This is a genomic window from Limosilactobacillus equigenerosi DSM 18793 = JCM 14505, from assembly GCF_001311375.1.
Taxonomy (GTDB): Bacteria; Bacillota; Bacilli; order Lactobacillales; family Lactobacillaceae; genus Limosilactobacillus; species Limosilactobacillus equigenerosi.
In genome coordinates, this window is record NZ_BBAS01000010.1 from 1 (window position 1) to 20,216 (window position 20,216).

Annotated in this window: 16 protein-coding genes, 6 pseudogenes and 1 other annotated feature; of the genes and pseudogenes, 12 read left to right on the forward strand and 10 right to left on the reverse strand. The window is 43.2% G+C overall.

Going from position 1 to position 20,216, the window contains the following annotated elements; translation table 11 throughout:
• Positions 1-196 precede the first annotated feature (196 nt).
• Positions 197-403, forward strand: a complete 207-nt coding sequence (locus tag JCM14505_RS09665; RefSeq protein ID WP_225352287.1) for a hypothetical protein — start codon at positions 197-199, stop codon at positions 401-403.
• Positions 400-1,440: an APC family permease gene (locus tag JCM14505_RS05675; RefSeq protein WP_225352288.1), complete on the forward strand. Its 1,041-nt coding sequence runs from the start codon at positions 400-402 to the stop codon at positions 1,438-1,440. The genes JCM14505_RS09665 and JCM14505_RS05675 overlap by 4 nt, the downstream gene beginning before the upstream one ends.
• A 32-nt stretch (positions 1,441-1,472) precedes the next feature.
• Here the strand turns inward: JCM14505_RS05675 and phoU are convergent.
• The 5 genes and pseudogenes from phoU to JCM14505_RS05700 form a co-directional block, all read right to left on the reverse strand.
• A pseudogene (gene phoU, locus JCM14505_RS05680) lies at positions 1,473-2,193 on the reverse strand (phosphate signaling complex protein PhoU).
• A 15-nt stretch (positions 2,194-2,208) separates the two neighbouring features.
• A pseudogene (gene pstB, locus JCM14505_RS05685) lies at positions 2,209-2,961 on the reverse strand (phosphate ABC transporter ATP-binding protein PstB).
• Between the two features lie 11 nt (positions 2,962-2,972).
• The gene (pstA, locus tag JCM14505_RS05690; RefSeq protein ID WP_054653419.1) at positions 2,973-3,854 is read right to left on the reverse strand and encodes a phosphate ABC transporter permease PstA; all 882 of its coding nucleotides are present in this window, start codon (positions 3,852-3,854) and stop codon (positions 2,973-2,975) included.
• A 3-nt stretch (positions 3,855-3,857) separates the two neighbouring features.
• Positions 3,858-4,753 (reverse strand): annotated as a pseudogene (gene pstC / locus JCM14505_RS05695) (phosphate ABC transporter permease subunit PstC).
• Between the two features lies 1 nt (position 4,754).
• Positions 4,755-5,649, reverse strand: a pseudogene (locus JCM14505_RS05700) (phosphate ABC transporter substrate-binding protein PstS family protein).
• A 151-nt stretch (positions 5,650-5,800) separates the two neighbouring features.
• Here JCM14505_RS05700 and JCM14505_RS05705 point away from each other — a divergent pair.
• Both JCM14505_RS05705 and JCM14505_RS05710 read left to right on the forward strand, forming a co-directional pair.
• The gene (locus JCM14505_RS05705; protein ID WP_162839107.1) at positions 5,801-6,523 is read left to right on the forward strand and encodes a response regulator transcription factor; all 723 of its coding nucleotides are present in this window, start codon (positions 5,801-5,803) and stop codon (positions 6,521-6,523) included.
• An 11-nt stretch (positions 6,524-6,534) separates the two neighbouring features.
• On the forward strand, positions 6,535-7,041 hold the full coding sequence (locus JCM14505_RS05710) for a GNAT family N-acetyltransferase (protein ID WP_054653420.1): 507 nt from the start codon (positions 6,535-6,537) through the stop codon (positions 7,039-7,041).
• A gap of 72 nt (positions 7,042-7,113) precedes the next feature.
• Here JCM14505_RS05710 and JCM14505_RS05715 read toward each other — a convergent pair whose 3' ends face one another.
• Complete coding sequence (locus JCM14505_RS05715) at positions 7,114-7,587, reverse strand: MarR family winged helix-turn-helix transcriptional regulator (protein ID WP_054653421.1); 474 nt, start codon at positions 7,585-7,587, stop codon at positions 7,114-7,116.
• Positions 7,588-7,915: 328 nt separating this feature from the next.
• Here JCM14505_RS05715 and JCM14505_RS05720 point away from each other — a divergent pair, with 328 nt between their 5' ends.
• The 3 genes and pseudogenes from JCM14505_RS05720 (at position 7,916) to JCM14505_RS05730 (ending at position 10,520) form a co-directional block, all read left to right on the forward strand.
• On the forward strand, positions 7,916-8,452 hold the full coding sequence (locus JCM14505_RS05720; protein ID WP_054653422.1) for an NADPH-dependent FMN reductase: 537 nt from the start codon (positions 7,916-7,918) through the stop codon (positions 8,450-8,452).
• A 99-nt stretch (positions 8,453-8,551) separates the two neighbouring features.
• Positions 8,552-9,628, forward strand: a pseudogene (xerS, locus tag JCM14505_RS05725) (tyrosine recombinase XerS).
• A gap of 1 nt (position 9,629) precedes the next feature.
• Positions 9,630-10,520, forward strand: coding sequence for a linear amide C-N hydrolase (locus JCM14505_RS05730; RefSeq protein WP_054653423.1), 891 nt, complete (start codon positions 9,630-9,632; stop codon positions 10,518-10,520).
• Between the two features lie 333 nt (positions 10,521-10,853).
• Here the strand turns inward: JCM14505_RS05730 and JCM14505_RS05735 are convergent, their stop codons facing one another.
• Positions 10,854-11,837 carry a LacI family DNA-binding transcriptional regulator gene (locus JCM14505_RS05735; protein ID WP_054653424.1) on the reverse strand — a complete coding sequence of 328 codons (984 nt, stop codon included), beginning with the start codon at positions 11,835-11,837 and terminating at the stop codon, positions 10,854-10,856.
• Positions 11,838-12,084: 247 nt separating this feature from the next.
• Between JCM14505_RS05735 and JCM14505_RS05740 the strand changes: the two are divergent.
• The 5 genes and pseudogenes from JCM14505_RS05740 to JCM14505_RS05760 all read left to right on the forward strand — a co-directional run bounded on the left by JCM14505_RS05740 (position 12,085) and on the right by JCM14505_RS05760 (position 16,632).
• Positions 12,085-13,093 (forward strand): annotated as a pseudogene (locus JCM14505_RS05740) (zinc-dependent alcohol dehydrogenase family protein).
• Between the two features lie 34 nt (positions 13,094-13,127).
• Entirely contained in the window at positions 13,128-13,862 is a 735-nt protein-coding gene (locus tag JCM14505_RS05745; protein ID WP_054653425.1) for a DUF6198 family protein, read from the forward strand.
• A 19-nt stretch (positions 13,863-13,881) separates the two neighbouring features.
• Positions 13,882-14,292: a VOC family protein gene (locus JCM14505_RS05750; RefSeq protein ID WP_054653426.1), complete on the forward strand. Its 411-nt coding sequence runs from the start codon at positions 13,882-13,884 to the stop codon at positions 14,290-14,292.
• A gap of 565 nt (positions 14,293-14,857) precedes the next feature.
• Positions 14,858-15,394: a folate family ECF transporter S component gene (locus JCM14505_RS05755; RefSeq protein ID WP_054653427.1), complete on the forward strand. Its 537-nt coding sequence runs from the start codon at positions 14,858-14,860 to the stop codon at positions 15,392-15,394.
• A 66-nt stretch (positions 15,395-15,460) separates the two neighbouring features.
• Positions 15,461-15,701, forward strand: a binding site (T-box leader).
• A gap of 88 nt (positions 15,702-15,789) precedes the next feature.
• The gene (locus tag JCM14505_RS05760) at positions 15,790-16,632 is read left to right on the forward strand and encodes a MetQ/NlpA family ABC transporter substrate-binding protein (RefSeq protein WP_153010997.1); all 843 of its coding nucleotides are present in this window, start codon (positions 15,790-15,792) and stop codon (positions 16,630-16,632) included.
• Positions 16,633-16,701: 69 nt separating this feature from the next.
• Here the strand turns inward: JCM14505_RS05760 and mprF are convergent, their stop codons facing one another.
• From mprF to JCM14505_RS05770, 3 genes are read right to left on the reverse strand one after another with little or no spacing between them, the layout of a single operon-like run.
• Positions 16,702-18,837, reverse strand: a complete 2,136-nt coding sequence (gene mprF / locus JCM14505_RS05765) for a bifunctional lysylphosphatidylglycerol flippase/synthetase MprF (RefSeq protein ID WP_225352290.1) — start codon at positions 18,835-18,837, stop codon at positions 16,702-16,704.
• Positions 18,804-19,238: a hypothetical protein gene (locus JCM14505_RS09670; RefSeq protein WP_225352289.1), complete on the reverse strand. Its 435-nt coding sequence runs from the start codon at positions 19,236-19,238 to the stop codon at positions 18,804-18,806. Before JCM14505_RS09670 ends, mprF begins: the two co-directional genes overlap by 34 nt.
• Positions 19,235-20,107: an alpha/beta hydrolase gene (locus tag JCM14505_RS05770; protein WP_054653429.1), complete on the reverse strand. Its 873-nt coding sequence runs from the start codon at positions 20,105-20,107 to the stop codon at positions 19,235-19,237. Before JCM14505_RS05770 ends, JCM14505_RS09670 begins: the two co-directional genes overlap by 4 nt.
• Positions 20,108-20,216 lie beyond the last annotated feature (109 nt).

Sequence of the window (20,216 nt, forward strand, 5' to 3'; positions counted from 1 at the left end):
ATTTTTTAGCCCAATCAAGCTACAAAGTAGTTTAGTTGGGATTTTTTTAGAATGATTATTATGCTCAATAACGAGATTACAATTAGATTTAAAAGTGGTAAGATATGGTTGAAATAACTCGATTTGAGGTGTTAAAAATGGCAAAACAAACAAAGCAAATAACGGTCCTAGGCGCAACCGCAATTGGGGTTGGGGGATGATGGGGGCTGGTTTATATACGCTGTTAGGATTAGCAACCAAATCTGCTGGCCAATGGTTACCAATTTCATTTTTAATTGGTGGGTTAGTAGCGTTATTCTCGGTTTATTCGTACGCTAAGCTAGGTATTAAATATCCTAGTCGTGGCGGAGCAGCACAATTTTTATTGAAATCATTTGGCGATGGTCTATTAGCTGGAGGTTGAATGTCTTTCAATATTTAGGCTGGATTGTTGCAATCGCCTTATACGCCACCGGATTTTCCGAGTATGCTTGCCAACTGCTTGGTCAATCAGCCCAAGGAATGCTCGGAAAATTAATTAGTTTAGCAATCATTTTACTAGTGGTAATCGTTAATATTTTAGGCTCGGATAAGGTAGCGAAAGCGCAAACAATGATTATTACAATTGAATTGATTATTTTATTTGGATTTTTAGCCCTTGGAGTAACCCATTTGCATTTAGCAGCTACAAGTTTTAAAGTAACTGCTAATCCGCTTGTTGGCGTTTGTTCAGCGGCCGCCATTCTTTACGTGACATATGAAGGATTTGGGGTTGTGACCAATGCAGCGGGGAATATGAAAGATCCAGTTCATGAATTACCTCGCGCCATGTATTGGTCATTAGGAATTGTAATGGGAATTTACTTACTAGTTAGCACCGTTGTTGTTTTAACATTGGGCGTTTCGGGAGCAATTCAAAATCAAGGCCATGTTTTAGCAACGGCAGGGAAATTATTGGGTGGTCACTTAGGTATGATTGCAATAAGTATTGCGGCCTTAGTAGCTACCGCCTCGGCAGTTAATTCGACGATGTTTGGGGATGAAAATTTAGGCTTACGGATTGCTAAAACTGATGAAATTCCAACTTCATTTGGTTTAATGACGGCCATTGGTGGCACCTGGGGATTATTTGTAACCGCACTGTTAGCCGCAATTTTTGTCATCATTTTTCCTCTAGCGGCAGTCGGACAGATGGCTAGTTTAACGTTCTTATTAGTTTACGCAATGGTTAGTGTAGGTCACTTGCGTGTTCGGCAGCAAACCGGCGCAAAACTCGGGATGTTAATCGGAGCGATTAGCTTCAATTTAATCTTATTCCTACTATTGTTTATTCAAAATATCATTGCCGGGCACGTTTTGACTTGGTCATCCGTATTAGGATTATTAGTGCTTAGCTTTATCCTCGAATGGGCATGGCGTAAACATACTGGTCAAGTTACAACTTGGCTTGGCCAAAATTAGTTTGATAAATTTAAACCCTCCGCGCAGTTTATCTACGGGGAGGGATTTTTATTTATTGATCTAATTCTTGTTGAACTAATTTTTTTATCGGTCTTACCAGGGTTTAATTCAACTAACTTCGCTTCACCAGCATAAATGACCCATTCGGCAAGGTTAACGATATGATCACCAGTCCGTTCTAAGCGCCGAATTACTGATAAGTAACGTTCGTTAGCGCGGACAAAGGTTTGATTTTGAATCATTGCCTCAATCAATTGTTTGTGCAATTCAGCGTACTTGATATCGATTTGTAAATCTTGGTTGGCCACTTCATACGCCGCTTTTTCATCCGTGTAGAAGAAGGCATCGATGAATTGTTCCATCATTTGCCGAAGTTGTTCCGCCATGGCTTGAATTTGCGTTTCTACGGCTTGCCAGTGCGGATCATCAACGGATTGGATGGTAGTCCGCGCGATATGCGTGGCGTAATCGCCGATTCGTTCTAAATCATTGGAAGCCTTTAAGATTGACATGATTAAGCGGAAGTCGTTGGCGAGGGGTTGTTGTAAGGCCATTAACTTAAAGGCATTTTTTTTCGAGATTAATTTCCGCATCATTTAAGCTCGGGTCCATTTCGATGACTTGTTGGGCTAATTCGGCGTCGTGTTCGATGAACGCCTTACTAGCTAAGTAAAGTTGTTCATTCGTATTAACGCCCATTTCCATAAACTGTTGTTGGAGTTTTTTTAATTCGGTTGCAAAATTTAAAGCCATTTTCTTTCCTCCTGTTTAGCCAAATTTACCTGATAAGTAATCGGCCGTCTTTTGTTCCCGCGGATTCATAAAGAAGTCGGCGGTTTGGTTAAATTCAATTAATTGTCCTTGGTGCATGAAGGCCGTCCAATCGGAACTCCGCGATGCTTGTTGCATATTGTGAGTTACGATAATAATCGTAAAATCCTTTTTCAATTCTAACATGGTTTCTTCGATTTGGCTGGTTGAAACCGGGTCCAACGCACTGGTTGTTCATCCATTAAGATAATTTCTGGCTTCACCGCTAACGTCCGGGCGATACAAAGTCGTTGTTGTTGCCCACCAGATAAGGCAAGGCACTGGACTTTAATTTATCCTTAACTTCGTCCCACAGGCAGCTTGCTTGAGACTTAATTCCACTTGGGCATCAAGTACTTTTTTGTCATTAACGCCTGCTAAGCGTAATCCGTAAATAACGTTTTCATAAATTGACATTGGGAACGGCGTTGGTTGTTGGAACACCATCCCAATTGATTGACGTAAGCGATAGACATTTGTTTTCGGATCATTGATGTTGAGACCTTCAAAGTTAATTTCCCCGGTCACCGTGGCGATGTCATCATTCATCCGGTTTAATGACCGTAATAACGTTGACTTCCCCGAACCAGATGCCCCAATCAAGGCTGAGATTTGATTCTTGGGGAACTTCATGGACACATCTTTGACGACGGGCTTTTCCCCGTAAGCTACATTAACATGGTTTAATTCTAATGCAATTGATTCAGTCATAGTAAACTCCTTTATTTTGTCATCCGGCGCTTGATTAAGTAACCAACGAAACGGGCCAGCAAGTTAAATAATAAGATAGTTAAGATTAAGACCGTGGCCGCCCCAGCCGAAACAGCGGTTGCATCCGGGACGAGCCCTTCGGTGTTTAATTTCCAAATATGTACCGCTAAGGTTTCAGCTGGTCGCATTGGGTTTAAGAATGAAGTGTGGCTAAATGGATTCCAATTGGTGTATGAAATAACCATGGAGCTTTGGCCGGACGTATAAATCAACGCCGCGGCTTCCCCGAAAATCCGCCCGACTGAGAGAATGGCCCCGGTTACGATTCCCGGTAAGGCTGCCGGCATCACGATTTTAGTGGTTACTTTCCATTTCGACATTCCTAATCCGAGGCCTGCTTGACGTTGCAAGCTCGGGACTTGACTCAAGGCGGTTTCACAACTCCGGGTTAAAAGCGGGAGGTTGATAATCGTTAAGGCAATTGCCCCGGCTAACAGTGAGAAATCCAAGTGGAATTTCAAAACAAGCACTAAGTAACCAAATAAACCAACCACAATTGATGGTAAGGAACCAAGGACTTCAATCGCTAAGCGGAAGCCGTCCGTTAACTTCGATGGTTTAGCATATTCGCTTAAGTAAATGGCCCCACCTAATGATAATGGGAGGGAGATTAACATCGTTAAAATTACTAAGTAAAAGGAATTAAAGAGTTGATCACGAATCCCACCGCCACTGGTAAAGGCACTGGAGGCACTAGCAATGAAATCCCATGATAAGTGGGGCAGCCCAGCCGTAATGATAAAGGCCAAGAGGCTAATTACGGCGATTCCGACCACCGCACTACTAAGTAAAATGATGACCGTCATAATCCGGTCGACTTTTTGTGGATGCATAAGCTACCTTCCTTTCCGTTGGGCGAGGTGAATCAAAATATTAAAGATTAACGACATGATTAATAAAATGAGGGCCAGCGACCATAAAGCATTATTGGCGGCGGTTCCCATAATCGTATTCCCAATCCCCGTTGTTAAAACTGACGTGAGGGTGGCAGCGGATTGCATAAAGTTTCCGGGCATCATCGCCGTATTCCCAATCACCATTTGAACGGCTAACGCTTCCCCAAAGGCCCGCGTCATTCCGAAAATCATGGCGGTTAAAATTCCGGATTTAGCACTCGGAATAATAATCTTAGCAATGGTTTGCCAGCGCGTGGCCCCAAGACCGGCTGATCCCATCCGATAAGTATTGGGAACCGCTTCTAAGGTGTCAATCGTCATCGAAATCATCGTCGGCATAATCATGGCAAATAAGACAATCACGGCGGCAGCCATCCCGAACCCGGTTCCACCAAAGAGGCTCCGTAAGAAGGCACAATGACCGTTAAACCAACAAACCCATAAATCACGGACGGAATTCCCACTAACAATTCAATTAGGGGTTGAATGAATTTCCGAACCCCGTTAGGTAAGATTTCGGTAATCGCTAGGGCAACCATTAACGCTAACGGTAAACTAATTAAGCCGGCCACAAATGTGATGGTTAAGGAAGTGGCAATCATTGGTAGAGCCCCAAAATGGCCATGACCGGGATCCCAATCGGTTCCAGTAATAAAGTCAATCACATTAACTTTATTATCAATAAATAAGGCGAGTCCTTGGAAAGTTAAGAAGAGTAACATAACGGCCACTAACATCCCGATAATGGTAATCGCAATGCCAGCTAGCCAGCGTCCCCGGACTTCTTCTTTCGATTCTTTAGAAGGGGCGGTTAGATTGTGTGCAGTTAATTTCATCTTATGGCTCCTTTACTGGGGTGACGTGGCCCTTAGCGTCACGTTGCACTTGCATGTCATGAATCGCCACGTAACCAGCTTTTTTAACTAGTTGAGTTTGAGTTGGTTTCGATTGTAAGTACTTGATAAACTTTTCTGAACTATCATTGTCCGTTTTTTTATTCGTGTACATGTGTTCGTATGACCATAATTTCCATTTGTTGGTGGTAATATTTTGGTAGCTAGGGGTAATCCCATCTAGTTTTAATGCTTTAACTTGGTCATTTAAGTAAGGCATGGCAATGTATGAAATTGACCCCGGTACATTGGCTACGATTTTTTTAACAGTCCCGTTTGAGTCTTGTTCCTGGGCTTTCATGGTTGGGTGTCCTTGCATGACGACTTCTTCCATCGCTAAACGTGTTCCACTCCCTGACGCGCGATTAATCACTGTAATTGGGAGGTCGGGCCCACCAAGTTCTTGCCAGTTAGTAATTTTCCCAGCTAAAATTTGGCGGAGCTGAGCCATCGTCAAATTATCAATCTTTAATTTGGGATTTACAATTGGGACCATCCCGGCCACGGCAACCACATGGTCATCGAGTTGCTGATCATTGATCCCGCTTTTTTTGTTCCGCATAGACATCAGATGACCCAATATTAACGGCTCCGTCAGCGACTTGGGATAATCCCGTTCCCGAACCACCCCCTTGAACTGTGACGTGAGAGTGGGGCGCTTGTTTCAAAAATCCGGGAACCGCAGCTTCTGTTAACGGTTGTAAAGCCGTTGACCCAACAACGGTCACCTTTTGAAAGGGATGATTATGAGTGGCTTGTTGATTGCTATACCAGCCCCAGCCAAGGCCACCAACAACGGCAACCCCCAGGCTAAGTTTAGCTACTGTTTTCAATCGCATAGGACAAATATCTCCTTTAGCTGTTTTTACTTTGTAATCAATGCGGTTGTATGTTACAAATATTAATATAGCAATCGGATGTAAAGGTGCGACCATTCCTTTGTAAAGGTTGTGTAAATATATTTATAAAGTAAACTTGAAAGGAAGTTAAATCGTGGTCAAAATCTTAGTAATGACCCAAGCTAACCGATTATCCACGGACCTCTTAGCACTAACCGAACGAACCAAGTGGCAGTTTGATTATGTCTCGACGGCGACTCAGTTAGTAGTGGCACTCGAACAGGTGTCTTATGCGGCGGTTTTGTGGGATTTACGCGTGACCAATTTAGATACTACCTTAGCCACGATGACGTTGATTCGCCCCCAATACCAAGGACCAATTTTGGTGTTAGGCGACCAAATTAGTGCCCGGGAACATCGTAAATTGTCCCAAGCACGGGTCGATGACGTTTTGCATTTACCCATCGATTTTGGTTTATGGGAAGCGTTAATTAGCCAGAAACTGTGGGTCTACGAACATGTGCGTTTAGACCATAATATTTTAGAGCAAGTTGATGCACCAGTTGAAAATAACGATGTCATCAAAGTGGCGAATTGGGAGATTGATTTAACAAAGGTCCAAGTTACCAAAGATCAGCAATCAATCTCATTAACCCCGAAGGAATTTCAATTATTAGCTTATTTATCCCAACATCAAGGACAGGTTTTGTCACGGGAACAATTGCTAACTGGCGTTTGGGGCTATGATGACTTACTGACCAGTTCGCGGATTGTGGACATGCATATGGCGCATTTACGCGATAAATTAGAGGATGACGATCAAAACCCCGAACACTTATTAACTGTGCGGGGCTTTGGATATAAATTAGTATAAGGAGAAACACTATGGACGTAATCTTTCGCTTTGCTACTCGGGATGATTTACCAACCATCGTAGCGATTTATAATGAAGCGGTTGTGACTCATCAATCAACGGGTGATTTAGAACCCATTACGGTTGCCGACCGAACTGACTGGTTTGCTAGTTTTAATGACCAACATCCGCTCTGGGTCTTAGTTGATCAAGCTGATGAATCAATCGTTGGTTGGGTCGCGTTAGAACCATTTTATGGTCGGGCAGCCTTTGAAAAGTCCGCCGAAGTGGCCATTTATTTAAAGCAAAACACGAAAGGCCAAGGGTTAGGCCAACAATCAATTAAGTTTATTCAACAAGCTGCTACTGAACGTGGTTTAGTGACGATAGTGGCGTATGTATTATCGCAAAATAGTGCCAGTCAACATATGTTTGAACGGTCTGGCTTTAGTCATTGGGGATATTTACCAGAAATTGGTGAATTTGATGGCGTTCGCCGTGGCTTGCATTTATATGGCTGGCACACTGATAATAAGTAAGTTAATAAGTAAGTAAGTAAAAAGGCCCCGTAACAACGGGGCCTTTAATTTAAGCTAGATTTAGGTTATAGGTTAACGCAACTTGCGGAGAGCGTCGAAATCAACGTCCCGAGCTTCATAGTCAGCAATCAACTTCTTCATTAGTGCTAAGAGTTGGGCTTGTTCGTCAGCTGATAAAACACCGTAAGCTTCCTTAGCAATCCGATTACGCCGGTCATCAAGCGCTTGGGAGAAGGCATGACCTGCATCAGTTAAAACAATTTTACCATCAGTTTCCGTGACTAAATGGCGATCAAGCAAGGCATCAACCGAGGTTTTAACAACGGACGGTCGTTGATCAAGTTCGGTGATTAAGGCTGTAACTGATAAACCAGTTGGGACCTTAGATAAAACTTTGGCTAAGCGTGCAATTGGTTTGTGATCAGCGCCACCAAAATCAAATAAATCACTTGTTAAATCATTTAAGTGGACGTTGCGTTTGAGTAATGTTTGGAGTTCGTTAAAATGCTTACCAGTTAAAAATAATTCGTTAATCGTTGCCATCATCAAATACCTCCAATTAATTTGTTAACTAAATTGTACGCCGAATGATACAAGAGTGCGAATAAAAAGTCGCATCAATTAAGTAATTCAATTTGTTAATGGTTTTGGGGCGATTAACAATTGCCAAAGCCCCCTGGCTGAATTTCACTAACTGGTATCATTAAAACTATAATTTTAATGACAGGTTGGTCGGTAAAAGCATGACCCCCTGTTGATCAATTTTAGTTGCCGCTAAAGCAAATCATTAGCTTTATCAAATCGTTTTAACTACAATAATCACAATTAATCAGCTTGCACAATTCGCGCTTTAGCTTTAAGGAGGAATTTAACGATGACGAAATTACTTGTATTTGGCGGCTCATTACGGCACCACTCTTTTAACTATCAACTGGCACAAGCGATTGTGGCTCAATTAGACCCGCAAGTCGAAGTTACTTGGGCTGATTTAAGTGCATTGCCACTCTTGAACCAGGATTTAGAATCGACAACACCAACGGCAGTTCAAACCTTACGGGACCAAGTTTTAGCCGCTGATAAGTTGTTAATTGTTAGCCCGGAATACAATGAAAGCATCCCAGCTTATTTAAAGAACGCCTTAGATTGGTTATCACGGCCCATGGATGTTAATGACCGGCACAGCGCCGCTGCCAGTGCGAATAAACCAGTGGCGATTGCTTCTGCCGCTGGTAAAGATGCTGGTTTACCAGTCCGGCAACAATTAGATCACTTAGTCCGGTTTATTGGCATGCAACCAATTACGGCATCATTAGGCGTGGCCTTACCAGTTGAATCCTGGACCAGTGGTGACTTAATCTTAGATGCGGATTACCAAACAGCCGTTGCTAACTTTGCGCACGCATTAGGCTAACAAATCCTTAACTCCCCTTTTTAATCGTCGTTCCCCCACTTGCGAGAGGGAACGACTTTTTTTTGGTATAATAGGGATATTAATCACGGAGGAAAATGAATGGAGTCAGATAAGTATTTACACTTAATTCAACAAGAATTGCAGCAATTACCTGATTACGTCAATGAGTATTACTTAGGGACGAATCATGCCGTTACCACCACCTACCAATATTTAACCGAAATTCGGCGGTTTTTTTGACTGGTTACGTCAAGCTGATTTAAGTTCGGCACCGTCTAATCAACAAATCAGTTTAGACACTTTAGAGCATTTAAGCCGCAATGACGTGATGCTCTATATTGATCAATTACAACATGCGAAAAACGCTCATGGGAAAACAAATTCACCAACGAGTATTAATCGTTCAATTAATGCCCTACGTTCTTTGTATAAGTATTTAACGATTACGGCGGATAATAACCACGGGGAACCCTACTTTGACCGGAACGTGATGCTTAAAATTGATGCCTTGAACAACACGAAAACCTTGAATTTCCGGGCCCACGCCTTAGAATCTCAAATGTATCGGGGGCAAATGAAGTTTGATTTTCTGGATTTTATTCGTAATGAATACCCACAAATGTGCGATAAACGCGCCCGCCCTGCTTTTGAATTGAACAAAGAGCGTGATTTAGCGATTATCACCCTAATTCTCGGTACTGGGGTTCGGGTGTCAGAAGCCGCCAATTTAGACCTAGATGATATTAATTGGCAACGCCAAATGATTGACGTGATTCGGAAAGGTGGCCAACAAGATTCCGTACCAATTGCACCATGGGCGATGGAATATCTAGCCGATTACAAAGCGATTCGCGCTGACCGGTACCAAGCCGTCAAAAAAAGACCGGGCTTTCTTCCTAACGCTTTATCATGGCGAAACACGGCGGATGACGACGAATGCAATTGAAAAAAATGGTCAAGAAGTATTCGACCGCCTTTGGTCACCCGCTAACTCCCCATAAATTACGGCATACGTTAGCGTCAGAATTATATCAAGTCACTAAAGACCAAGTGTTAGTTTCGCAACAACTCGGTCAAAAAGGCACCTCAGCGACTGATTTATATACCCACGTTGATCAACAGCAACAACGAGACGCCCTAAAAGAAATCAGTCAAACGAACAATTTGGAGGCATAAGATGTGCACGGCATTAGTTCAAAATCAAATCTTTGGCCGGACGATGGACTTGCCAGCCTTATCATCGCCCTGGAAATTAACCTATTTACCACCCCACTACCAATTTACGCGCTACCTTGACCGGACTAAGTATGCTTCCCAATATGGGATTTTGGGTGGTATGCGGGTAACGGATGGTGAATATTTAATTGGCGATGGAATTAATACGGCCGGCTTAGTCATGGCGGAATTATATTATAAATGCCGGAAATTTTACGCGCCGACGCCTATAACGGGAAAAATTAATTTAGCCCCCCAAGACTTGATTGAATGGTGTTTATCCCACTATGGTTCCGTGGCGGAATTAGCAGCTGCCTTGCCACAACTGACTTTAGTAGCGTCGCCATGGTTTGATACCCATGCGTACGTTCACGAATTCCATTGGCTAGTCGCTGATCAAACTGGAACGTATTTGATTGAACCGACTAGCCAGGAATTAACCTTACGGCAATTAGCGATTCCAGTCATCACGAATGCACCAAGCTATGATCATCATCAACAGCGCTTAATAAACACGGTTGATTTGGATGTAGATTTAACCGACTTAAAATTATCATCACTTAAAAACATTCAATTACCAGCTTCCATTCAAACTAGTCGGACGCCCAGTGCCCGCTGGATGCGGACTGCGGTGGCGATGGCTCAGTCACGGCCAATTACTGAGATTTTAAAGCAAGTTCAAATGGAACATTTACCCGGTCACGATGACTATACTCACTATTGGAGTACCATCGACCTAGGAACGCAAACTTATACTTACCATGATGTCGATCAACACCGGACGAAAATAGTGCCATTACCAAAGCTACACTATCCAAACCCGCACGTCTTTCATTTCAAACCACTAAATTAACTAAAAATAATTATCAATCAGTAAAACAACCTGCCAATAATTTAATTGACAGGTTGTTTTATTATTTCGACGGCAACCTTGTAACTTCGTTCGCTCAGCAGCGCCTTAGAGCCTAACTCAAAATGACGCCGAACCTGACGATGCCAGTTCCGACGCCATTTATATCGTTACGCCAACAGGCGCTTTGATAGCTGAGCTCACGACCTGGGTGTAACTTAACTCGCCACGCGGAAGCCTAGTGCCTAACTATGACAAAGGAGCCACCCCTAGCTTTGCTAGTGTCAGCCCCTTGTCTACGTTAGGCCATGGCTCCCCTAATGCGTGGCTCACGACCTAACCTGTAGTGCCAATGCGTAATGCAACCGGCAATTTTACCGATTCAACATTCATGTCACCATTAATTTGCTGATCTAACATTTGGACCGCGTTGATGGCTAACTCATGAATGGGTTGTGCCACGGTTGTTAATTCTGGCCGGAATAATTTTGCCATATCCGAACCGTCAAAGCCAATTACCTTTAAATCATTACCAATTGTCCGGCCACGTTCCTTAGCGACGGTAATGACTAGGCTGGCGTTTGTATCATTATCGGCCACCACCCCATCAACTTCAGGATGATCATCAAAGAGTTGATTAATCACCGCTAATTTATCTTCCACTGGCAAATCAAAGTTGATTTCATAAACAACTGGGTTTAAACCGGCTTCCTGCATCACATCAGTATAGCCAGCCCGCCGTAATTGGTTGGGCGAGGCATCAGTTGGCGGATAATTCGTATGAATAATATGTCGACAACCTTGTTCAAGCAAGCGTTGCGTGGCAATTACCCCACCATGGTAGTTATCGGAAACGACGGTGGGAATATGCTCGGCGACGGCTCGTTCAACCGCAACCACGGGCATCTTTAATTGCTCATATTCAGATAAGCCTTCATTATGCGCCCCCACGATTAAACCATCAATTTGACCGTCCATTAACATATGGAGATATTCCCGTTCCTTATCGGGATTATTTTGGCTATTACCCATAATTACCGTATACCCTAACGCATATAAATGATGCGCCAGATGAGATTCTAGTTCCGCAAAGAATGGATCATTGACCGTGGGAAAGACGAGCCCCACTTGATTAGTTTTCTGCCGGTACAATTGCCGGGCGACCACATTCGGCCGATAATTGAGCTTCTGCATTGCTTGGTGAACTTTATCAATGGTCGCCTGACTCAGCGCCCCCCGCCGGTTTAAAACCCGCGAAACGGTGGTTTTTGATACCCCGGCTTCTTTGGCCACATCCTCTAATTTTGGTCGTTGCCCCATTTTCTACTACCTCGTTTCAAATTCATTAAGTTCATTATACCGGGTTTTAAAACAATGTGAAAAAAATTATCTATTTCACAAACTACCTTAAACCTTACTGGGACTTAATTTTAATTTGTGAAACAGCTTCCATTGTTAAAATAATTTACTTTTTCGTGATTGACAACCGGTTGACAATGACATATGATACTCACCGTAAACGTTTGCGAAATATATCACAAAGTATTTCTTTTGGAGGAAAAGAGAAATGGATGCATTAGTATTAACAGGTTTAAAGCAATTAGAAGTTAAGGACTATGACAAGCCCGCCATCAAGCCCGATGAAGTTTTAGTTCACACGGCCTTCGCCGGTATTTGTGGGACGGACAAGGCCCTTTACGCTGGTTTGCCAGGTTCTGCTTCTGCCGTGCCACCAATTGTTTTAGGTCATGAAAACTCAGGGGTCGTGGCTGAAGTTGGTGAAAATGTAACGAATGTGAAGGTTGGTGACCGGGTAACGGTTGACCCTAACATCTACTGTGGTCAATGTAAGTACTGCCGGACGCAACGTCAAGAATTATGTGAACACTTGGATGCCGTTGGGGTTACGCGTGATGGTGGTTTTGCCGAATACTTCACGGCCCCAGCCAAGGTGGTTTACCCAATTCCTGACAATGTTTCCTTAAAGCCGCGGCCGTAATTGAACCAATCTCATGTGCGGTGCACGGGGTTGACTTATTAGAATTACACCCCTACCAAAAGGCCTTTGTCTTAGGTGATGGTTTTGAAGGTCAATTATTTGCCCAAATCCTCTTAGCTCGTGGGGTTCACGAAGTTACGCTTGGTGGTCGGAGCGACGAAAAGTTAGCTAACAACCGCGAACACTTTGGCGTTAAGACGTTAAACACGACCAAGGAAGAAATTCCTGCTGACGAATACGATATTGTCATCGAAGCCGTTGGTAACCCGACGACGCAAGAACAAGCCCTTCACGCCGCTGCTCGGGGTGCTCAAGTCTTAATGTTTGGGGTTGGGAACCCAGATGACAAGTTCAGCGTTAACACGTACGATGTCTTCCAAAAACAATTAACAATTCAAGGGGCCTTCATCAACCTTACACGTTTGAAGACTCAATTGCCCTCTTAGCGGCTGGTAAGGTTGATCCATTGCCATTATTCTCCCACGAACTTGACCTTAATGGGGTCGAAGACTTTGTCGCTGGTAAGCTTGGCAAGGTTTCTAAGGCCATCGTTAAAGTTGGTGGCGAAAACGCCTAATTAACCAATTTGTTAGAGAGGAAGAACTGATACTATGGATATGACGCAACAATCAACGACGAATGCTCGGACCATTTCAATGAGCAAGTCGATCGCTTACTTTGCGATTTCAATTGTAATTAACTCACTCGGGAACGTTTTGACTTTGGTCACGAGCTCCCATATTCATCCCGAATTTTTGGGATCTGCTTACTGGACGGCCGCCGAAAACAACCTTGGTTTAGCCGTTTTAGGTAATCAACCAACGACGTTATTCTGGGCCTTTATGTTATTAGGATTATTAATCTCCTTCTTAAACGCCCTCTTATTAAAGAAACTTGACTGGAAACGAATCGGTGGTAACATCGTCTTCTTAATCCCTTTCTCAATTTTCATTCAATGGTTCTCAAATCTGTTTAATGCCGTTATGCCAGACGCTAACGGGATGTTAATGACGATTCTCTATGTTTTAGTTAACTTCCTCGGGGTTTCATTGATTGCCATCGCAATTTCAATTTATCAACGGGTTAACTTAGTCTTACACCCCGCTGATGATTTATATCAAATTTTACGATTTAAGTTCTTTAAAGTAAATGCTACAATTTCCATGTGGGTTTCATACTTACCACCAACGATTATGGCCATTATTGCCTTTGCAATGACGGGCACGTTAGCTAACTTTGGGTTAGGAACGTTATTCGCCTTTGCTTTCCAAGGTGGTATTACGGGATGGGCTGACAAGCACATCTTTAAGAAGTTGAAGCACCAAGCATTAGATTTAGGATTATAATCCAAGAGGAGAATTGATTATGGCTTTTAACAAGAGTTTAGCAGGATACTTTGATGACATCCAACACATTGGGATGCCAACGGATGATTTAAAGGCAACGGTTGACTTTTACGCTGGCCTTGGTTTCAAGATGCAAGGTAACTTTGATACGGATAATCAAGGTAACCAAGTCGTCTTCATGATCGTGGGTCACCTCACCCTTGAAATCTGGACGGGTGACGGAGCCGTGCACGAAACGGGTGCCATCAACCACATTTCATTAAACACGAGCGATGCCGATGCTGCTTTCAAGGCGGCGAAGGACGCTGGTTACAACTTAAAGGACGCAGAAGTACAACACCTTGACTTCTGGGATCACGGCATCAAGTTCTTTAACATTGCTGGTCCTAACGATGAAACGATTGAATTCTGTGAAATCGTCAAGGGCTAACCATTAAAATTATTCAATCCAATTCACTTTCTAACCCCCGGTTCCCTCGCCTCTGGCGGAATCGGGGGTTTTTATGGTCTTTAACTTGCCCCACCCGTCCGTCCTTTGTATACTTAACTTAAGTTTGTTGGGGTAGATCCAGCCTCGTTAAACTTCAACGGAACGGAATGTGAACGTTGAAATCAAGACAAGCTAGTATGCGGAGCCGTTTAAAAATCCCGTATGATAAGGATGGAACCAACGAACGGCGGTAAGGATTACCGTCGGAGGCGGTTTCCCTTATCATTAGGGATTTTAGGCGGAGCATCATTACAAAGGTGAATCAAATGCACTTTTAGTGTGTGTTCGCTTCACACTAGTAATGATGTTCGCCCTAAGTTTCCTCGTGCTAAGCGTAAATTCCTCCGACGTTAGTGCCTAACGCCGCACGGAATTCAGCGCTTAGCTCCCGGAAACTTTTAACGGGCTCACATACTAGCGGTCGCTAAGCTGGATCGCATTCACCAGCGGCAGTTCGATTTAATAACTGTCTCCCTAACAAATAATTTGAAAGGAGGCAGTAATCATGAAATTATTGTCATTTAAGGGGCCAAAATTAACGACCCCAGTACTTACGTTAGCGGCACTCTTGACGGCCTTACAGTTAATCTTTGATAAGTTCTCGCTTGGAAATCAACAAGTCGTCTTAATTGGGCTCGGCTTTATGATCACCGCGATTTCAGGGTATTTCCTGGGCCCCTGGCTAACTGGAATTACGATGGTGATTACCGATTTGTTAAGCAATACCGTCTTTAATACCGGTAGCATGTTTTTCCCTGGCTTCACCTTCTCAGCCTTCATCAGCGGTCTGATTGCAGGGATGTTTTTATACCAAGCCAGACCGACCGTTATGCGGGTAGTAACTTATGAATTCGTCCAAATCTTAGTGACTAACGTCTTCTTTAACACCTTATGGATTGTCATGATGGGCTTTGCTAAAGACGGCGCCGTTGCCCTCTTAAAAATTCGGTTAGTTAAAGAAATCATTACCTGGCCAATTGAAGCCATCGTTGTTTTAATCCTTCTCCGAGCCCTCCAACGCGTTAAATTAAAAACAAATTAAAAAAACTTTAAGAAAAGTGTTGACTATTCTTGGGATTAGTTTTAAGATAATTCACATAGAAATTTAATAAACGTTTCGATCAGGAGAGTAAATTATTAATTTGACCCCCAGCGAGTCTTCGGGTGGTGTGAGAAGACGGCAAATAATAATTGAAGATGGCCTGGAAATAATGGTGTCAGTGATGAAGCTGGCAACGGAAGTAGCGTCCGTTATCCCTACGCTTGGTTATAATTTTGTAACCAAATGAGACTAGTTAAGGTGACTTAGCTAGTGAAGTCAGGTGGTACCACGCTAATTCGTCCTGTAATTGCAAAATGACATGGTTGTCGTTTGCGGTTGCAGGACTTTTTTAGTCCATTCATGAGCGAAACATTAATTTTAGGAGGTATATGCACATGAAGAAGAAACAAAAGCGTACCCTTTGGGGAATTATCATCGCCCTCGTGGTGATTGTCGGTGGTTACTTTAGTTTTGTTCGCCCCCACCAACAAGCTAATAAAACGGTGACGGTCGGGATTATGTCTGGGACGCAAAAGGATGATCAATTGTGGGACAATGTGGCTAAGACGGCCAAGGACAAGTATGGCATTACGTTGAAGTTCAAGAAGTTCACGGACTACAACCAACCTAACAAGGCCCTTAGCAATGGCGACGTTGACCTTAACGCTTTCCAACACAAGCTTTTCTTAAAGGAATGGAATGAAGCTCACCACACGGATATTGTTAGTCTTGGTGATACCATGATTACCCCAATTCGGGTTTACTCCAACCAATACAAGTCTTTGAATGACTTACCTGATGGCGCTACGATTGCGGTGCCTAATGATGCCACAAATGAAAGTCGGGCCCTCTTCGCCTTGAAGAATGCCGGTATCTTTAACATCAAGAAAGGGACGAAGTTAGCTACTATCAAGGACATTACGGATAACAAGAAGAACGTTAAGATCAAGGAACTCTCTGCTGAACAAGTGGCCCGTTCACTCAAGGACGTTGACGCTGCGGTCATCAACACCAACTACGCTAGTGCGGCTGGGATTGATTACAAGTCCGCCATCTTTGTTGAACCAACCAACCAAGATTCCAAGCAATGGGTCAACGTGATTGCGGTTGACAAGAAGAACGCTGATAAGCAAGCCTTAAAGGATGTTGTGAAGGCCTACCAAACGGAAAGCAACAAGCAACTTATGAAGAAGCTTTACGGTGAAGCTCAAGTGCCAGCTTGGGACTTGAAGTTCTAATTCAATCATTTTAATCTCCTCTCAAAAACGCTCCTGGAATTAATTTTCCAGGAGCGTTTTCATGTTGGATTATTTACGGCGCTCGTTGACAACTTGCACTAAGGCAATCATTGTGGCAACTAATGAATGTTTCTTCCGGTAAACCAAGTACCGAGATTTCCAATGCGACACATATTTTTCTTTGTAGCGGCGCAAACCTTGGAACCCGTATAAGCGGGTCCCGTATTGGTAAATAAAATGGGCAATTCGTTCAGTAATAAAACTAAAGTTCGATTCCCCAACATTAGCTAACGGGGCCATTCCAAGGTCGAATTCAGGATATCCGTGATCCTGTCCATATTCAAACATTCGCACAAATAATAAATCCATAATCCCCGACGGCGCGGTATGGGAATGTCGCATCAGGTCAATCGTTAGTAATTCCTTACCCCCCGTTGGCATTAAGGTGACAAAGGCGACTAATTCGCCACTGGCACTCCGGACAATCCCGACCGGCGCGGCATTAATATAATCGTCATCAAAGAACCCTAACGAGAAGCCCTTTTCAATTTGACCATGAAGCCAATCATCTGATACAGCTTTTAATTCGTGCATTAATTCGGCTTCAAATGGTGGTTCGACCATGGTAAAGGTATACCCTTCCCGCTCAAATTTATGAATTAAGGCCCGTTGCGAACGTTGCTTTTTTCCGGCTAAGGTGAAGTCGGCTAACGTCACCAGCCCGTCTTCACCGATCTTTAAAAAGTCAAAACCTAGCTCATGGAGTTGCATCGTGACCGGGCCACTCACTTCATAAAAGACTGGTAAATAACCATAGATATCAGCTTCACTCGTAAAGGCATGGAGGGCCTCCGCAACCACTGTTTGATTCCCAATCGGGTTCCCCATCACGATTAATTTATCGTATTTCACCCGATACATTAAGGCTACTTGATCTTGTCCTGCTACTTGGTAGTAATAAATCCGTTTATCATTTAACAAGGCGAGATGACTAGTTTCGTTGCCACCGAATCGATTAATTAAAGCTTGGAACCGTGGTAAATCAAGTTGGTAACTCCCCCGGAATGGTTCATTCGCGTGCATTAAGAACCGAATCATAATCGTCATCAAAATCAAGCCGATTAACATGCCAATGAACCCTGAGGCCCAAATATGTCCACCAGGGAATAATAAGTAATTCGGGGTCGTATGCTTAATTTGATACTTCGGTGAATTTAAGTACCCAACTAACATGTACACCAACATACTTCCGGCGAAAATCACGGCATCAATCGTAAATTTCCCCAACGTGTATTGAAGTTTTTTGCGGTATAGAACGGGGCGCATTTTCCAAACTAAGAACATAATCACCCAGGTCGATAACGTTACTGATGGCGATGCTAAGTTAAAGTACGCATTTAAACTGGCAACCCCTAAGACAATCATAGTTGGCCAATAGGCTTTGGCAACCCGCGATGAAATTCCGCGCGCACAAGCTAATAAAATAATGGCAAACATAATTGTCGATAATTGATGCAAGATAAAGAAGGTTAACGGATAAAACCGGGCTAAGAACTGATTACTATCCGTTAAATTAGGAATAATGGCAGCTAAGAGCATCATTAAGCCGGTTGAATACATCAAAATCGTCCCCAATAAGTAGCTTAATTGCCGCATAGACTGCCGTGGAATTTGATTTAACGCTTGATTAAGCCCCACCCAAGCTTGGTGTAACCCTAACAATCCGCCGAGTAATAATGGTACGACATAGTAAAAGACCCGGAACATTAAGAGCCATACGATGACACTAGTTCGCGGCACGCCTAGGTTAACTAGTTCAAACATCATAATGACATCAAACGACCCTAAAGCCCCCGGAATCATTGATAAGACCCCAATAATTTGGGCCACAATGTAAAGTGGGATGACAGCGAGTAGGTTTACTTGAATCTGTAATAACGCCCCCGTAGCCACGAAGAATAAGGTGACACCGAGCCATTCTAAAATTGAACTGACGACAACAAAGGCTTCTAAGCGCGGCGTTAAGCCATTAAAAAGGGTTTGACTATGTCGCCGGGTCCACCAAATTAATAATGGTGCATATAATCCCCCGGCAATGATCCATATGCCGTACCGCATTAAATGACCACTGACCGGATTAAAGCAAATAATTCCGAGCGCTAACCAACAGATTACTGATAAGCCAGTTGATAAGAAGAGGCTAATTTGGCCACCGCCGCAATAATCGTCTTCCGATCCCCCGCTTCATGATAGAAAAGCGCCCGTAAACTAGAGCCTAAGATACCACCAAAACCAGCAATATTAGTTAAGGTGTTGGTCATCCACCCACAGCGAATCAAGTAGCTGGGATGATAGTTAGCCTGCAGTAAGCGATTTAAAGTGAAATCATATCCTAACATCGGAATGACCGCGATGATGCCCCCGAGCGTTAATAATAGTAGTGTGCGGGGTGATTGCTGATGCAAAGTTAAATTAACCTGCCCCCAATCGACCGTTTTAAAGAAACTCGTAGCTGCTACGCCAACAAAGGCAAGCATCGAAGCCACAAAGGCGATTTGCAATAATAAATGATATTTACCCCATATTTGTTGTAATCGTTGAATCATTCGTCGACTCCTTTCGTGGGTTGTCCCCAAAGAATTTGTTGAATGGCATTGAGAATGTGTTCTTTATCATGAAGTTCAATATGACTCGTATGTTTAAAGACGCGTTGCTCATAGGTGATTTGCGGATTATTAATGAGGCTTTTCGTCATTAAGGCTTCAATCAACGGGACTTGACCATCGGTGACGTGTGACTCATCTTGTAACCCGAGCCAATTATAAATGTGCATGGGTTCTTTTAACGCTAAGTGTTGCGATGCTTGGTATAACCGTTTAAATGAGCGGTCATGTGACTTTTTAAAGAGCCATTGATTAAATTTAGTATGACTCCCAAAACTTTCTTCCACTGGCACCCCAAGTAAAATAACTTTTGGAAAGCCAATTTGGCGCTGAAGTTCCGGATGTTCAAAGACGGCATGTAAAAATTCCGTACCACCATAGGAATGCGCGATCACGTTAACGCGATTGATGTGATAATCATCATGTAACACTTGCAAAACTTTGGTTAATTGCCACACTTGCGGATGATAGGTTGTGGAGTAATTCCAATCAAACAACACTTGAATCATCGGATTAGCTTGCTTGGTAATTTTACCTTGGACGTGAACTTTACCAGTTGGTGTCACATTCACCACCATCGCATTTTGGGCCACGTTATCAGCTTGATAATCCGCAATTAATTTATGGTACGTCCAGCTATTCCCACCCCATCCGGGAATTAATAAGGTTGGCGTGTGCGAATATTTAACTTGTCGATTAGTGGCTTGAATCGGTTGCATCGCTGTTCCCTGCAAAAGCACCACCTGGGCGACGGCTAACACTAAAATTAAAATGGTTACCCCGGTGGCTAACCAACGCAAAAATCGTTTCATCCTTACCAGTCTTCTTTCTCTAAACAATAAATTTATTTTAACACGAAAAACCCACGAGCGTTTACGAACTCGTGGGTTTCAAAAGATAGATTAGATTGATCGGTAGTTT